Origin of the sequence: Neobacillus drentensis (genome assembly GCF_036962125.1) — a bacterium.
In the GTDB taxonomy this organism is placed as follows: Bacteria; Bacillota; Bacilli; order Bacillales; family Cytobacillaceae; genus Neobacillus; species Neobacillus drentensis_B.
The window spans coordinates 143,054-158,819 of record NZ_JBALOA010000026.1; the positions used below are offsets into that span (position 1 = coordinate 143,054).

At 39.0% G+C, this 15,766-nt stretch carries 14 protein-coding genes and 2 tRNA genes; 4 read left to right on the forward strand and 12 right to left on the reverse strand.

Annotated elements, in window-relative coordinates; genetic code table 11:
• Window positions 1-81: 81 nt before the first annotated feature.
• From V7121_RS20660 to V7121_RS20670, 3 genes are read right to left on the reverse strand one after another with little or no spacing between them, the layout of a single operon-like run.
• Window positions 82-1,944 (reverse strand): PTS fructose transporter subunit IIABC, encoded by a 1,863-nt coding sequence (locus tag V7121_RS20660; RefSeq protein WP_335500161.1) that lies wholly within the window; start codon window positions 1,942-1,944, stop codon window positions 82-84.
• Window positions 1,945-1,957: 13 nt separating this feature from the next.
• Window positions 1,958-2,872 carry a 1-phosphofructokinase gene (pfkB, locus tag V7121_RS20665; RefSeq protein WP_335500163.1) on the reverse strand — a complete coding sequence of 305 codons (915 nt, stop codon included), beginning with the start codon at window positions 2,870-2,872 and terminating at the stop codon, window positions 1,958-1,960.
• The gene (locus tag V7121_RS20670; protein ID WP_335500166.1) at window positions 2,869-3,621 is read right to left on the reverse strand and encodes a DeoR/GlpR family DNA-binding transcription regulator; all 753 of its coding nucleotides are present in this window, start codon (window positions 3,619-3,621) and stop codon (window positions 2,869-2,871) included. Before V7121_RS20670 ends, pfkB begins: the two co-directional genes overlap by 4 nt.
• 220 nt (window positions 3,622-3,841) lie before the next feature.
• Between V7121_RS20670 and V7121_RS20675 the strand changes: the two genes are divergently transcribed.
• Window positions 3,842-3,915 (forward strand) — tRNA-Gly (locus tag V7121_RS20675).
• A gap of 11 nt (window positions 3,916-3,926) precedes the next feature.
• A tRNA-Ser gene (locus V7121_RS20680) sits at window positions 3,927-4,018 on the forward strand.
• Window positions 4,019-4,094: 76 nt separating this feature from the next.
• Here V7121_RS20680 and V7121_RS20685 read toward each other — a convergent pair.
• The 4 genes from V7121_RS20685 to V7121_RS20700 form a co-directional block, all read right to left on the reverse strand.
• A complete protein-coding gene (locus tag V7121_RS20685; RefSeq protein ID WP_335547643.1) occupies window positions 4,095-5,000 on the reverse strand; it encodes a DUF362 domain-containing protein in 906 nt (301 codons plus the stop codon).
• A 75-nt stretch (window positions 5,001-5,075) separates the two neighbouring features.
• Window positions 5,076-5,663 carry a DMSO/selenate family reductase complex B subunit gene (locus V7121_RS20690; protein ID WP_335500170.1) on the reverse strand — a complete coding sequence of 196 codons (588 nt, stop codon included), beginning with the start codon at window positions 5,661-5,663 and terminating at the stop codon, window positions 5,076-5,078.
• A 13-nt stretch (window positions 5,664-5,676) separates the two neighbouring features.
• Window positions 5,677-8,070 (reverse strand): DMSO/selenate family reductase complex A subunit, encoded by a 2,394-nt coding sequence (locus tag V7121_RS20695; RefSeq protein WP_335547645.1) that lies wholly within the window; start codon window positions 8,068-8,070, stop codon window positions 5,677-5,679.
• Window positions 8,030-8,731, reverse strand: coding sequence for a TorD/DmsD family molecular chaperone (locus tag V7121_RS20700; RefSeq protein WP_335500174.1), 702 nt, complete (start codon window positions 8,729-8,731; stop codon window positions 8,030-8,032). The genes V7121_RS20695 and V7121_RS20700 overlap by 41 nt, the downstream gene beginning before the upstream one ends.
• Before the next feature lie 272 nt (window positions 8,732-9,003).
• Here V7121_RS20700 and V7121_RS20705 point away from each other — a divergent pair, with 272 nt between their 5' ends.
• Window positions 9,004-9,303, forward strand: coding sequence for a DUF6509 family protein (locus V7121_RS20705; RefSeq protein WP_335500176.1), 300 nt, complete (start codon window positions 9,004-9,006; stop codon window positions 9,301-9,303).
• Window positions 9,304-9,345: 42 nt separating this feature from the next.
• On the opposite strand, the gene V7121_RS20710 is transcribed toward V7121_RS20705, so the two are convergent.
• The 3 genes from V7121_RS20710 to V7121_RS20720 form a co-directional block, all read right to left on the reverse strand.
• Window positions 9,346-9,549, reverse strand: a complete 204-nt coding sequence (locus tag V7121_RS20710; RefSeq protein WP_335500177.1) for a cold-shock protein — start codon at window positions 9,547-9,549, stop codon at window positions 9,346-9,348.
• 381 nt (window positions 9,550-9,930) lie between these two features.
• A complete protein-coding gene (locus tag V7121_RS20715; RefSeq protein ID WP_335500179.1) occupies window positions 9,931-10,893 on the reverse strand; it encodes a nucleoside hydrolase in 963 nt (320 codons plus the stop codon).
• 109 nt (window positions 10,894-11,002) lie between these two features.
• Window positions 11,003-11,833 (reverse strand): Ku protein, encoded by an 831-nt coding sequence (locus tag V7121_RS20720; protein WP_335547647.1) that lies wholly within the window; start codon window positions 11,831-11,833, stop codon window positions 11,003-11,005.
• Between the two features lie 128 nt (window positions 11,834-11,961).
• On the opposite strand from V7121_RS20720, the gene V7121_RS20725 reads away from it, so the two are divergent.
• Window positions 11,962-13,806, forward strand: a complete 1,845-nt coding sequence (locus V7121_RS20725) for a DNA ligase D (protein ID WP_335547649.1) — start codon at window positions 11,962-11,964, stop codon at window positions 13,804-13,806.
• Window positions 13,807-13,814: 8 nt separating this feature from the next.
• Here V7121_RS20725 and dapF read toward each other — a convergent pair whose 3' ends face one another.
• Window positions 13,815-14,798, reverse strand: coding sequence for a diaminopimelate epimerase (gene dapF / locus V7121_RS20730; protein WP_335500184.1), 984 nt, complete (start codon window positions 14,796-14,798; stop codon window positions 13,815-13,817).
• Between the two features lie 79 nt (window positions 14,799-14,877).
• Window positions 14,878-15,663, reverse strand: coding sequence for a hypothetical protein (locus V7121_RS20735; RefSeq protein ID WP_335500185.1), 786 nt, complete (start codon window positions 15,661-15,663; stop codon window positions 14,878-14,880).
• Window positions 15,664-15,766: the final 103 nt, after the last annotated feature.

Here is a 15,766-nt window from a genome sequence, read left to right on the forward strand (position 1 = left end):
ACAGTAAACTAAGTTCAAAGACTTATACTTAACCTTCTATCAAAAGAGCTGAGGAAGAATCCTCAGCTCTTTAATAATAATTTATTTCACTGGCTTTTTTAGAAAACCCATTAATAGCGCAGATACAACTGACCCAACTAAAATAGCTAGTGCGTAAAGAAGGGCACCATTGTCTACCAATGGGACTACAAATATTCCACCGTGCGGGGCACGAAGTCCAATTCCGAATGCCATGGATAACGCACCTGCGATGGCCGATCCAGCCATTACAGACGGAATGACACGTAATGGATCAGCCGCGGCAAATGGGATGGCCCCTTCGGTAATGAAAGACAAGCCCATGACATAACATGCTTTCCCTGCATCTTTGTCTTGATCATTAAATTTATTTTTGAAGAAGGTGGTTGCAAGGGCAATCGAAAGCGGTGGCACCATACCGGCAGCCATAATTGCAGCCATTGGTTCATATACACCGCTAGCTAATAAGCCGGTTCCAAATACATAGGCAGCTTTGTTTATTGGGCCACCCATATCAAAAGACATCATAAGACCGAGGACAATACCTAATAAAACTGCATTACCTGTACCAAGCCCTGTCAGCCAATCGGCAATTTCCTTGTTAATCCATGCGACCGGATTGTTCACGACATAATGCATCAAAAATCCAGTAATTGCTATACCTAATAGTGGATAAATTAGGATACTTTTAATCCCTTCCAGTGAACGGGGTAACCCTGCAAATACCTTTTTTAATAACAAAACAATATAGCCTGCTAGAAAACCTGCAACTAAACCACCTAGGAATCCAGCACCACCATGTGCCGCCATCATCCCCCCTACCATACCTGGAGCAAAACCTGGACGATCCGCAATACTTAGAGCAATAAAACCAGCAAGAACTGGGACAATTAAAGCAAAGGCATTATCACCGCCGATAGCCTTGATTACAGCTGCAATAGGATTGTAGGAAGGGTCATCTGGATTAGCAGAATTATATCCAAACATAAAGCTAATCGCAATTAAGATCCCTCCGCCCACAACAAACGGAAGCATGTTAGAAACACCATTCATTAAGTGCTTATAAAATCCTCCAAGTGAACTTTTTTGGTCTGATGTTTTTTCAGTTTGACTACCATTTCCTCTGAAAATAGGGGCATCTTGTTTAAGTGCTCTGTCAATTAATTGTTCCGAACGACGGATTCCTTCCGCTACTGCTGCTTGAATGACATGCTTCCCTTTGAACCGTTCCATTTCGACATTGATATCTGCTGCAATGATTACTGCTGTTGCATTCTCAATATCTTCTTTGGTTAGGACATTTTTTGCACCGCCTGAACCATTTGTTTCAACCTTTATTTCTACACCCATTTCAGCTGCTTTTGCTTTTAGGGAATCTGCTGCCATGTAGGTATGGGCAATCCCCGTAGGACAACCCGTTACAGCAACAATTGAATTCTGTTTACTTAATGAGACTGCTTCTTGTTTTTCTTCTTTATCATTACGGTTAATCGTGTCAATAATTTCTTCAGGAGTGGTCGCCTTAAGGAGGTCATAACGAACTTCAGCTTTCATTAATAAACCAGAGAGTCGAGCTAACGCTTCTAAATGGGTATTATTCGCTCCGTCTGGAGCAGCAATCATAAAAAATAAATGGGCCGGTTTGCCGTCTAACGACTCGTAATTTACTCCTGCAGCTGATTTCCCAAAAACTATGGCTGCTTCTTTCACTGCCTTTGTCTTCGCATGAGGGATGGCAATTCCGTCCCCAATACCAGTTGTACTTTGTTGTTCCCTTTTTAAAATCGCGGCTTTGAATTCGTCACGATCTGTTATTTTCCCCGCATTAAAAAGGACATCAACCAGTTGGTTAATCGTTTGTTCTTTTTGATTACCTTCAATATTTAATAGAATCGTATTTTTCGATAACAATTCAGTAATTTTCATAATTTTCTCTCCCTTAACGAATCTCTTTTATTTTAACTTGGGGCAGGAGTTCTTCTACTTTTTCCCTAGTGCATAAACCAAGAGAAAAGGCGGTGGCACTTCCGGATGCAACACCATAGCGAAAAGCTTCTTCAATATCTCCAGTTTTTTCGTAGGAAGCTAAGAAACCTGCAACCATGGAATCTCCTGCTCCTACTGAATTTTTCACGGTCCCCTTTGGAACCTCTGCTAATAATGTTCTTTCACGATTGACCAAGACTGCACCAGCACCTGCTAGGGAAACAATTACATTTTTCGCCCCCATCTCAACGAGTCTTTGCCCAAATGGAATAACCTCTTCGACGTTTGTAATAGTGGTTTCAAATAATTCCCCCAGTTCGTGGTGATTGGGTTTGATCAAAAATGGTTGATAGGACATGACTTTTTTTAACAAATCACCTTCTGCATCGACAACAAATTGCGCTCCGTTCTCCCTGCATATTTGGACGAGTTCCTCATAGGTTGTTTTTGGTAAACTACTAGGAATACTACCGGCCAAAACTAATAAATCATTCTTATTTAATTGGGTAATTTTTTGCTTAAGCATTGTAAAATTCTGCTCAGTAATAGTCGGACCTTTTGCATTTATTTCTGATTCTTGACCAGTTTTTATCTTTACATTGATTCGTGTATCTTCAGCAACTTGAATAAAGTCGGTCACAATCTTCCTTTCTTGAAGGGATTGCTCAATATAAGCACCAGTAAAACCGCCAACAAACCCTAGTGCTTTACTGCCTGTGCCAAATTGACTTAAAACCATCGACACATTTATTCCTTTACCTCCAGGAAATTTGGCTTCATCCACTGTACGGTTTAACTCACCGATTTCAAAACTCTCTAGTTTAACGATATAGTCAACAGAGGGGTTTAACGTTAATGTGTAAATCATGCTGTCACAACCTTTATTGTAGTCCTATTTAAGTATTGCTTCTGTATTTCGTCCTCTAATTCATCCGTGATAATAGCCGCTTCATGGATTTCAGCAATTTTAGCAAATGAAACTTCAACAAATTTTGTATTATCTGCTAAAACATACGTCTCTCTTGAAAGATCCATTGCCTTTTGCTTCACCATTGCTTCCTCTTGATCCGGTGTTGTAAAGCCAAATTGCGGATGAATACCATTGACGCCTATGAAACATTTGTCAAAACGGTAAAGGTCCAGACCCGCTAAGGCTCCCCTTCCGATGAACGCATTCGTAAGAGGCTTTGCCATGCCCCCAATTAAATAAGTGGGGATGCCCTTATCTATTAATGGTTTTAGATGCATTAAGCCATTCGTAACAACAACGATTTCTTTTGAAGGCAGGAATTCAATCATCTCTATGACAGTTGACCCTGCATCAAGATAGATGCAATCACCTTCCTCCACTAAGCTTGCTGCGTATTGTGCAATTAACCGTTTTTCATGAAGGTTTTTGGAGGATTTCTCCATCATACTGGGCTCTTGAAGCTTCCCTTGTAATCTCGAAGCCCCTCCATGGATTCTTTTTAAAAACTTTTGATCCTCTAATTGCGAGAGATCTCGACGAATTGTTGACTCTGAAGACTCGGTTAATTCCATAATTTCAGTGATTTTAACGACATTTTTTTCTTTTAATAATTGCAGAATTATTCGATGACGTTCCGGTGTTAACAAGTCATCACCACCTAATTTCTTTTTCTTTATACCTATATCTTACTGAAAACGATTGCAAAAATCAATCATTTTCTTTCAAAAACCATCATATTTTGAACGTTTTTGAATGTTTATTGCGGTTTTTATTCTACAGCAAAAAAATGCATAGAGTATATATAATATTTTTTCTGTTCAAGCTAAATTATTATGGTATAATATGTATGGTTGGAAATGGTTAAATGCGGGTGTGGTTTAATGGTAGAATTTCAGCTTCCCAAGCTGACGGCGGGGGTTCGATTCCCCTCACCCGCTCCATCATACTAGCTGGAGAAGTACCCAAGTGGTTATAAGGGGGCGCACTCGAAATGCGCTAGGACGGGTAACCGTTGCGTGAGTTCGAATCTCATCTTCTCCTCCATTCATATTCTTTCAAAAATAATGATTAAATATCAAAAAGCGTCAGAGAATTTTCTGGCGCTTTTTTTCGTCTATACTTATTGATAGGGACTTAGCCATTCAGGATCCCTGTTAACACAGATTGGGCATTTCTCTGTTTCATGTTGGAACGAATGAAAGGACTGCCCACAATCCTGGCATTTCTTTTGATGAATAGGTTCGTGTAATTCACTTCTTTCCTTTATCTCTGTTTGGATCTGGATGGCATCCTCAAGACAAATATCAGTGCAGTCCGAACAGTTTACACATTTATCACTCTCAATTTGTAAAAAAGTGTCTTGTAGATGGAAGACCTCTTGGGAGCAAAAAGTAAAACATGCTTTACATAAGGTACATTTATCTTTATCTAACTCCACACGGTAAAATTGAGTTTCAGGATAATAGTTCGCTAAGTTCCACTCATTTGCTTCCATTTTCCATGAAGCAGGAGCCATACTTTTCGCTAGCTTCTTTCCCCCAGATTGCACGGAGGTAAATAAGGCTCTCCTAGATAATATCTCTTTATTTGCTTTTTGTTCCAATTCAATGGGTGTCAGTTTTAAGTCAATTAATATTCGATTCGTTTGTTGAAGCGTCGTTTCCCATTGTTGATTGATAGGTGTAGTATCGATTTGAACCGCTAGTAGCCCTCGTTTTTTATAAATCAGTAATTCTTTCACAGTGGGAGAATATGCTGGGTTATAAATGAGAGATTGATTTTCAAATTCCCTCGTAAAAGCCAATCCTTCGATTCCTGATACAGGACATGCAATCACGCAATCACCACAGGACGTACATTGATCGGTATCTATAACTATCGATTGCCGGCTGTAGGATATAGCTCCCTGATTGCATGCTGCCAAACAAAAGGAACAGGTGGACCCTACATTTCTCTTCCTCGAGCATTTATTTGTAATCTTTATATCTACATGCATACTTTCAAGCCACTTTGTTAAAAGGGACATTTGATCACCTACAATATTGTGCTGCAGGACTGGGTACCTCGTGTCCTGCAGCTGGAATAATCTTTGTTGTTCACATCATGAACTAGACATTTTCGCATCTTTATGCGGGGTGATGACAATGTTTGGATGGGTTATCGCATCACTAGGCATTCCTTTGATTTGACTTACACTTCCATACTTTTTCCTTAACTTGTCGATTGGTCCAAATTCAATTGCCCTCATTGGGCAGGTTGAGACACAAGCAGGTTCTTCCCCCTTTGCCTGAAGATCAATACAAAAATCACATTTATTCGATTTAAAGACCTTCTGATTGTATTGCGGGGCACCGTAGGGACATGCTTTTACACATTGTTGAACACCTTGGCAAATATCTTGATCAATTCTTACCACGCCTGTTTCTTTGTTTTTTACAATCGCACCCGTAGGACAACTTGGTAAACATGCTGGTTGGGTACAATGATTACAAGCAATGGAAAAGTAATAGGCTTTGATATTATGAACAATCCCTTTAGCAGGCTGTTGAATAAACGTTCCTTCTTCATAGGTGTATACCCTTCTAAAGTTGATTCCCACATCTAGGTTATTTTTATCCTTACACGACACACTACAGGCTTTACATCCTGTACAAAGACTTTGATTAATATAAAATCCTAACTGCGCCAACTCTTTCCCTCCCCTACGCTTTTTTCACTTCAACAAGGTTTGTTAGCTGTGGATTTGACTTTGCAAGAGCTGTTGGCTTTTGTGAGGTCAGCACATTAACTGAACCCCGTTGGTCAATTCCCGCTTGATCTGGCGTATACCATGCCCCCTGCGGAATACCTGCTACACCAGGAGTGATTCTTGGAGTCACTTTTACATCGATAATTAGCGAGCCCCGCTCATTAAATACCTGAACCCGGTCACCATCTTTGATTCCACGCTTCTCTGCATCTTTAGGGTTCATCCACATTTCCTGCTTCGCTGCCTCCTCAAGCCATGCTTGATTATCATAGGTAGAGTGACATCTCCGTTTATAATGCCAACTAATGAGCTGAAGCGGAAATTTCTTTTTCATTGGATCCTGTGGTCCTTCCCACGAAGGAATATATTTAGCAATTGCCGGGATCTCATCATGCTGATTCATATCCCATAACGCCTTCGAAAATAATTCAATCTTCCCGGATGGGGTCTCAAATGGATGCTTTTCAAGGTCATCAATTTGCTCTTTAAAGCCGATAAGAGGTTCGTCATATTTAAAATGATGCACCCCGTTCTTACGGAATTCCTCAAATGACGGGAAGTCTGGTGCTAACTCTTTCCGCGTTCGCTCAACACTTTCCTTCACGAGGTCTAATGTGGTTTTTCCTTCCGTAAATTTTTCCTTCAGTCCCAATTTGTCAGCCACTTCCGCAAACACATCGTATTCATCACGGCATTCATAAAGCGGGTCAATCGTTTTATCTCCGAAAACAACATAATCTCCAAAACACCACGGAACACCAATGTCGTACCTTTCAAAAAAGGTAGTTCCCGGCAGTAATATATCGGCGTACTTCGCACTTGGTGTCATAAAAATATCACTGACAACAATAAACTCTACCTTACTTTCATCTTCAAGCAGTTTTGTGGTTTTATTAATATCAGCGTGCTGATTGATTAACATATTTCCTGCCATATTAAAAATGCATTTAATATTTGTCGCTAATTTTTCTGTTCCCTCTAATCCATCAGCGGCTGTCATTTCTGTTCCTTTTTCTACCGCTTTCGTCCAAAGAAAACATGGAATGGAAGCCTTAACTGGGTTTTCATATGAAAATGGATACACAATATCCGATCGACTCCAATAACCTGTCCCAGCAGCCCAACCGCCTAGTTTCCCGACATTCCCTGTCAGGCAAGCAAGTTGTGCCCCGCCGCGCATGAATTGTTCTCCATATGCCTGCCTTTGTGCTGCCCAGCCTTGAATAAGCGCTGCTGGCTTTGTATTAGCATAGTCCCTGGCAATTTCCCGTATCTTTCCTGCTGGGACACCGCAAATTTTCTCGGCCCACTCTGGAGTTTTTTTGACTCCGTCCTTTTCACCAAGTAAGTAGCTTTTTAATGATTCTTCTTTTGCTACACCTTCAGGCATATGGTCTCCATCAAATCCGAGACAATATTTATCAAGGAAGGCCTGATCATGTAATTTTTCGGTGATGATCACATACCCCATTGCATCCATCATCGCATTATCAGTAGTAGGCAAAATCGGTATCCACTCATCTGCGAATGCTATGGCTGTATCTGTATAACGTGGATCAATCACGATAATTTTTGCGCCGTTTTTCTTTGCTTGCATTAAATATTCTCGGTAAGGTGTTGAAAAGATCATTTCAGATGGATTTTGGCCCCATAATATAATGTATTTTGAATGTAGGAGGGAATCAAAGCTGCTTCCCGAATTATTGGTGCCATATGTATAAGGAGTAGCGACATTTCCTGCACCAGAACTGTAGTCATTTCGATAGTTTAAAAAGCCGCCTGTTAGAGCTAACAATTTCCTTGCTGCATTTTTCCCTCCGTGTAACCCCCAACTTTGTCCAGAGGCATAGTTTACATATCTTGATTCTGGCCCATATTTATCACCAATTCGTTTCACTTCAGATGCAATCGTTTCGATTGCTTCCTCCCACGAAATTCTTTTGAATTTTCCTTCCCCCCGTTTGCCTACCCTTTTCATTGGATACTTTAAACGGTCAGAATGATAGAGCATATTTCGGTAATTCCTCCCCCTTACACATGCCCTAAGTGGTGGTGTGGATAAATCCCCGCTGACTTGTGTGTCCGTGCTAACTCGAACAACTACTCCATCCTTTACATGTGCTTTAATAACACAGCGGCCGCCACAGTTATTAATACTGCATGTTGAAATAACCTTCTCAACAGCTTTCGCACTCACCGGTTTAGACTCTTCTTTATGATCAATGAGCATTTTCGTGCCCACTCCACCAGCGATTACAGGGATTCCTATTGCCCCTGACCATTTCAAAAACGTTCGCCGCTGCATTTTATTTGATAATAGCTCTTTCAGATTCTTCTTGTCTGACACTGGATAATGCCTCCCTTACTTCTAGTAAAGTTGTCAAATCAAAGCTTAGTAAGTCTTCTAGCAGCATGGCTGCCCCTAAGTATAATTGGCTACTTGTGTGTTCAATGATTCGCTTACAAAAATACGGAACCCATATGGTTAAATGCTTTTCAAGAAAGTGAATTTGGCTTGAAATTAATGCAACTATTTCTTCAGTCCTAGTTTCTTGCAAACATAAATCCACAAGACGAACCATAAATTCCAGTTCAAATAATAGATGATCATCTGGTTCATTATTTTCATTTTTAAATTGAAGACCAAAATGATGGTATTGCTCTCTGATTTGGTAGGTCCATTCTTCAAACAACAAGTGCTCTCTACTCCGGTAATAAGACTCCCAGGGCGGAGCAACTAATGGACCTGGGCCCACGAATAGGCGATGAAACTCTTCATATTCCCTTTGGATTTGCTCATCTGTCAAATGGTCAAAAAAGTTTCGAAGAATCCTTCCACCCTCATGAATCTCCTCTAATTCCTGTAAGTTACCATAATTGCGGATGATCAATAAAAACTCATCATTGGTAGGAACTAAAAATAACAAATGCAGGAGTTCATAATAATTTTTTCTTGCTAATAAAAACGATTGGAGCTGAATATGTAAGGGTTTTGACGTGGAATTCATGGATACTCTCTCCTTATTTGTGAAGTTCTTCACATGTTTATCGCTAATTAATCACCTACTCTTCATTCGATATACCCTATATAAATACAACTTTATCTTACATGATTACCACTTTATAGAAACCCCATTTGAAAATTATTCACATTAAATTCAAAATGGTATGAACTATTTATGGAAAAAATAATAATATACGAGAAAAATAATAAAACTGTATCAATTTTTTCTTGTTGAATTAAAAATGTGTATAATAGTGGATGAATACTTTGCAGAGGATGATTCACTTGAACATTACAGGACACTCAGTTGAAAAATTAGAAGATCCATTTGGTTTACTATCAGGGGATCGTTATGAGTTCTTTTTAGATCTTGATGTAGATGAAGAGGATGAACTTTATTCTGATAAAGGAATTGGCTTAAGAACAATCTATGTTAACGATGAAAATGGAGATAAGATTACTAACTTTTATCTCTTCGAGCAAGGAAGCGAAACGGTTCTTGACTTTGCTCTAGAGGAGGACGAAGAAGCACTCGTCCTCGCCTATTGCAGACAAAATGCAGGCGAGCAAGAATAAATAAATATGCAGGGAGCATTTACACTCCCTGCATACGTTTTATTACATAAAGTTCTTACTATGGTTGTGAATAACCTGCAATTCTTTTGTGGTCAGGCTCATTTCACTTTTACAAATGGGACAAAGTGGCTCTTCCGTGCTTTTAAAATTGTCACGGACCCAGCATTTACACGTATCCGAACTACAAACCCATATTTTCGTTTCTTCTAATTTGATTTCCTCATCATTTTTTCTACCAAACGCCAAAACGATCACCCCTTATAATTAGTGCATGACTGTTTTTACTATTTTGTTTGTTAGCTAAATAATATGGAAAATATCAAACTACATCATTTAGCGGGCCTTATCAACAAATTCCCCAAAATAATTTTACACTTTTAGTTTATTTTACAAAATAAAAAAGACGTACTGTCACGTTTGGGTAATAGACATCACCCACCTGTTCGTGCAGTTACGACTACCGAAACTATGATTATTAAAATAAATAAAAGCGTACCTTTATTTTAACATATTTTGGTGATATCGTCAATGTAATTTAGTAAACTGAGAAAATTTAAGAAATTAGTTCAAGTAGGATAATAGTTTAGATTATTTGAAGAATAGGGAAACCCAGACACTGGGTTTCCCTCATTCCTTGTTAAAATCCCCTTGTAAAAATATTTCCATGAAGTTGACGGTAAACCTTTGGATATCAATCTCCATACCAATGTGATCAAGGGACTCTACAGGCTCCTTATCTGGATTTGGCCTAAAGTCTGCAATACTTTTACCTTTGCCATCTCCAACTTCCTCAACTCTCACTCGTCTTGGAATATATTTCACCAAATCTGGTTCTGTTAACGCCATGAGCGGTACCACATCATGAAGAGGCGCCCCTTTAATACCTGGGACATTTTTCTGATAGGCCTTATAGTAATAATCAAAAGCTGGTTTTAATAATGGACGAAAAGGTGTGGGGCTGTTTATGCTAAGAAAGTTGATTATTTCCGGTGTAATCAGTGCTTTATTGGTAATATTTAAAGGGAATAAATAAATATTATGTGCCTTTTCCATCACGGTATTTGCGGCAATGGGATCGACATAAAAATTAGCTTCTGCTTCTGCCGAAATATTCCCTGGTACTAAAAAAGCTCCTCCCATAATATAAAATGCGTTTACTCCCTTTAAAGCATCATTCCCGTATAAAATAAACATTAAGGCGAGCTCAGTTAATCTTCCCACGGAAACAATCACGAGGTCGCCTTTATATTGAGTAACAATTTCAAGGATTTTGTCTATGTCATGTACCTTTACATTCTGGATCGTATCTGGTGGCTTGATCGGTCCCAATCCTTCTTTGCCATGAATTTCTGGATAAAAAGCAATTGGTTCACCCAATAAAGGTCCTGCACTGCCTGCAATAATAGGAATATCCGTTCTCCCTCCAAGAGTTAACAGGTAGGCCGTATTTTTAACTGATTGCTCTTTCGGTGTATTTCCATAGCCACTGACAATGCCAACAAGGTTGATTTTCGGATTTAGTAGGGCATATATTATCGCAAAAGAATCATCAATACCCGGATCTGCAATCATCAGCACATTGACAGCCATGCGTATCTCCCCCAAAAAATTATATTTCTAAAAAATATGCGGATTACATGGTTGAAAGAACCATATAAAACCGACTCGAAAATTCGAATCGGCCTGAAACGCCCTACCATTAAGCTCGTTTCTTCACTCTTGGTGCTGCTTTCTTTCTCGGAGCAGCAGTTTTTGCTGGTTTTGTACGGTCAATGGACGCCTGTAATGCTGCCATTAGATCTGTGACATTGGAGGCTACTTCCTTCGTTGCTGCTGATACTGTTTCCTGCCCGTTTCGTTTTGATTCAATTAATTCAAGTAAAGCAGTTCTGTAATCATCCGTATATTTTTCAGGGGTAAAATCTGTCGTTAATTGGTCTATCAACATAATAGCAGTATCAAGTTCCCTGTCGGTTACTCTATCTTCAGCAGGGACACTTGGTACATCGCCTGCTTTTCGAACCTCATCCGGATAATGAATGGTTTCCATCACTAATACATTTTCATACACACGAATAACAGCTAGTTGCTCTTTGGAGCGAATAATTATTTTGGCAAGACCCACTTTTTGTGACTCCAGTAGGGCTTTTCTTAGTAAGGAATAGGCCTTGCCTCCGCCCTCACTTGGAGACATATAATAACTGCGATCATAGTAAATTGGATCAATTTGGTCCATTTTAACAAAATCAATTATTTCTACAGCTTTGTCTTCGTTTTCCTTCCTCAATTTTTCAAGCTCTTCATTGTCAAGGACGACAAATTTCCCTTTTGTATATTCATACGCCTTCACGATATCCTCTGGTTTTACTTCTTCCTCACAGACAGAACAAATCTTCTCATATTTAATCGGTGCATGACATTTGTTATGCAGGGTTCGAAGTTTAATATCTTTATCTTCTGTCGCTGTATGGAGCTTGATAGGGATATTTACAAGTCCAAAACTGATACTGCCCTTCCACATCGTATGCATCGTATCATTCTCCAATCTTTTTGTTTATTTTGTGTTACTGAGATAATCACATTCCTAAAAACAATTGGAAAAGAATGAATCAGCTGAGTATTAAACAAACTAATTAAAAAAGAAGGGACAATCAACCAATGAAGCCAATGCTGCCAAGTCTTACTTTTGACCTTCCTGTTCAACCTGATTGGCTCTATGAAGTGAAATACGATGGATTTCGCGCCCTTTTGGAATGGAGCTCAAGTGGAATTGAACTTATCAGTAGAAACGAAAGAACTCTACTTCCTCAATTCCCAGAAATAAAAGAATTTTTATTAAAGCATGAAGAACAATTTAAACCATTTTTGCCCTTACACTTAGATGGGGAGTTAGTAATATTAGAAAACACGCATAAAGCTAATTTCTCGATGCTCCAAGTTCGCGGCCGATTAAAAACGGAACGAAAAATTCGTGAACAATCCCTTAAGTCTCCTTGCCGGCTGATGGTATTTGATGTGCTGATGATTGCTGGTAAACCATTGCATTCTCTTGTTTTTCAAAAGCGAAAGAAAGAACTCGTTAACCTGTTCCAAAAACTCGGTTTATCTTTAGAAGCTGATCCCTATAATGAACAACTACTTCAACTTGTCCAAGCCCATGTAGAATTCGATCCCCTTTGGGAAAAGGTTGTTTTGTCCGATGGAGAAGGAATTATTGCCAAACACAAAAATAGTCTTTGGGAGGAAGGAAAACGATCCTTACAATGGTTAAAATATAAAAATTGGAAATATGTAAGTTGTTTTATCAATGCTTATGATAAAACGAATGGTTATTTTTACGTTAGTGTATTTAAGGAAAATAAAAGTTATCCAATTGGTCAGGTTCTGTTTGGTTTTACACCCGAAGAGAAACAAGCACTCGCACACACGATTAAACAAAATATGATTCGTGAAGAGGGCCAAGTGATGATTGTAGAACCGGCGATATGCATAGAAGTGAAATATTTAGAGCTTTATGAGAACCAGCTTCGCGAACCTCATTTTGACCGCTTTCGCTTTGATTTAGACCCAGCTTCTTGTACATATGATCGGTTTATCTTCGCCCAAAAAAACCTGCCTGAAGACCTGGATATTACCCATCCTGATAAGCCATTGTGGGAAAATCTAGCCATCAGGAAGGCAGATTATATCCTGTATTTAAGAGAGATTTCACCATATATGCTGCCTTTTTTAAGAGACCGATTATTAACAGTCATTCGATATCCACATGGGATGTTCGGTGAAGCATTTTATCAAAAAAACTGTCCAGAATATGCCCCTGAATTTGTTCAAACACATTCAGAAGAGGGGATAGACTTTATTGTCTGCAATAATCTTAAGACCCTCGTTTGGCTCGGCAACCAGTTAGCGATTGAGTTTCATATCCCCTTCCAAACTATTCATAGCAAGGGCCCAAGTGAGATTGTCTTTGATTTAGATCCGCCCTCTAAGGAGCACTTCCAATTGGCTATAAAAGCAGCCCTGCTAATTAAAGAAGTCCTCGATCAACTTAATTTATTTGGTTTCATTAAAACCTCTGGTAACAAAGGGCTGCAAATCTACCTCCCGCTGCCCGAAGGCGAATTTACTTATGACGATACTAGATTATTTACTAGCTTTATGGCTGAATATTTAATTTCCAAGGACCCTGACTCCTTTACGATTGAACGGATGAAAAAAAAGCGCGGTAACCGGCTCTATGTAGATTATGTGCAACATAGCGAAGGGAAAACCATAGTTGCTCCCTATTCGATGCGAGGAAATGAGCATGCTGGTGTCGCCACTCCCCTATATTGGGAAGAAGTTAATGATAAGCTTGTACTCCGATCATTTAATATGGAAAATGCGTTAAATCGTGTTCGAAACCAAGGCGACCCCTTCTCGAATTACTTTCAAACAAAGGCAATTCAACCCTTTGGACCAGTACTTCAAGTATTAAAAAAAGAAACGGCAAAAAAAGGATAGGGAGATCCCTATCCTTTTAACGTGCTAGCTATATATCTTTGAGCTTCTTCCTGTAACTTCTCATAAGCAGTCTGTTCCGTTAATTCGGTTTTCGACGAAACTTCAAATATTCTCTGCTCGAGGTCAACATTTACGGTGGCGCTATAAAGATAGGTTGCATTACCGATTAAGTCTATCGAATATTTTCCTTCGCTTTCATGAACAACACATTGGACTTTTCCGCCATTATTATACACATTTACGACGTTTTCAAATTGATTTATTTCCTGTAAACAAGTGACGAGTGTCGAAGCTGACATGGCAGTTCCGCACGCATTGGTAAAACCTACTCCCCGCTCAAATGTTCTTACATAGATAGAACCAGGTTGTAAGTGCTTAACAAAACTGACATTGACTCCGTCAGGAAACAAATGATTTGGTCCATTCACTTTTTCGCTAAGCTGTTTTTGGAGATCACTTTCGAGTTGTTCTGCATCAACAATGGAAATTAAATGCGGATTGGGAACTGCTAGTGCTGTAAACCTTAAGTCAACTGACAGTTCTTCAATTTTCTCATTATAAAGAGTTGGTTTATTTAAATTTAAAGGGAGCGCTTTTAATTCAAACAGCACTGGAGAAATTTCCACTTGGTAGGTGTGAATTTCGGGTAGAAGGTCATTTTGTTTACTAACCTTTAGATTTGCTTTCATCGTTTCAATTACAGCTTTATTTTTCCCAAGATGTTCACATACGTATCTGGCGACAAGCCGTAATCCATTTCCACACATTGAAGCTTCCGAACCGTCAGCGTTAAATACACGCATTCTGCCATCTGCATTTTGGCTATCCATTACGAAAAGAATTCCATCTGCACCTAATTCAGTTTGACGATTACATAACAATTTGGCGAGTTCGGCTCGTTCACTTTCTGAAAAAGCATATTCATTCGACATTTCGTCGATGACTAGAAAGTCATTTCCTGAACCATGACCTTTAATAACCTTGACTTCCATCGTAAAACCCCCACTACCATGATTAAAGTATTTTATTTATCATATCAAACAATGTACGTGAGGGAAACTGTCGAAACTTTTATCTTTCAATAAAATATTCATTAATCAAAAATGACATCCGATGGAGCTTGTCATGTTCAGATAAAAACTCCTCTAGTGTTAGGACCGGCGTATTGGGCTCAGGAAATAGTGGGCTCCATTCAATCGGCATCCAGCCGCGACGAAGCCGTCCTTCCTGAAGGTAATTGCTGTTTATTACCCGTTCATCCATAAAAACAGCTGCTCCCTCTACAGCACCAATATACCTTCCGTTTGCATCCCTTAATTCCTTTTTGGAGTTCCGCCAATCTTGTTTTCTTCTTTCAAAACTACCTAGGTATTGTCTTTTATGATTAAATACTTCTATTTTAATTATTTTTCTACCAGTTACTTTATAGTAACCGATTGCTTGGTTATCCACATTATAGAGTCCATAAATTTTTGAAGCAGACAGCCTCTTTATCCCCTTGCCGCGGTACCGTTTCATCATTCCGGCCATGTGTCCATTAGGCAAGTAGAATTGTAATCGTGGAGAACCAGTGTTCAGATATAAGACTAGTAAATGTCGAGCTTCAAATAATGACTTTGTGCTGACCTCTGATTTCCCGATACTCCTTTTAATTGAAATCGACTGCCTCCTTCTATAAAGGTAGAATTGAAAACAAACGAAGCTATAAATAAGAAAAGGTATGGTTAATAGCATTATTTCATTGTTTCTAATAATAGACAGGTTACCAGCAACAATCATGACCGCTGGTATAAGCGCAACAATACTACCATTTAAGTTCAAATTAGCTGTATCCCGGTAATATTCATTTATTTTCATCTAGAAAACTCCTTATCGATTCCTCTTTTCTTAGTTTATTTACTATTACTAAAAAAAATGATAGGAGATTTATAGAAAACAAAAGAAGAGACTTGATCGTCCC

Bases quoted from the DNA above. Each gene is read 5' to 3' on its own strand.
- V7121_RS20735 (WP_335500185.1), bottom strand. From the start codon at position 15,663: ATGAAAATAAATGAATATTACCGGGATACAGCTAATTTGAACTTAAAT.
- V7121_RS20720 (WP_335547647.1), bottom strand. From the start codon at position 11,833: ATGCATACGATGTGGAAGGGCAGTATCAGTTTTGGACTTGTAAATATC.
- V7121_RS20700 (WP_335500174.1), bottom strand. From the start codon at position 8,731: ATGAATTCCACGTCAAAACCCTTACATATTCAGCTCCAATCGTTTTTA.
- V7121_RS20725 (WP_335547649.1), top strand. From the start codon at position 11,962: ATGAAGCCAATGCTGCCAAGTCTTACTTTTGACCTTCCTGTTCAACCT.
- dapF (WP_335500184.1), bottom strand. From the start codon at position 14,798: ATGGAAGTCAAGGTTATTAAAGGTCATGGTTCAGGAAATGACTTTCTA.
- pfkB (WP_335500163.1), bottom strand. From the start codon at position 2,872: ATGATTTACACATTAACGTTAAACCCCTCTGTTGACTATATCGTTAAA.
- V7121_RS20660 (WP_335500161.1), bottom strand. From the start codon at position 1,944: ATGAAAATTACTGAATTGTTATCGAAAAATACGATTCTATTAAATATT.
- V7121_RS20685 (WP_335547643.1), bottom strand. From the start codon at position 5,000: ATGTCCCTTTTAACAAAGTGGCTTGAAAGTATGCATGTAGATATAAAG.
- V7121_RS20705 (WP_335500176.1), top strand. From the start codon at position 9,004: ATGATTCACTTGAACATTACAGGACACTCAGTTGAAAAATTAGAAGAT.
- V7121_RS20715 (WP_335500179.1), bottom strand. From the start codon at position 10,893: ATGGCTGTCAATGTGCTGATGATTGCAGATCCGGGTATTGATGATTCT.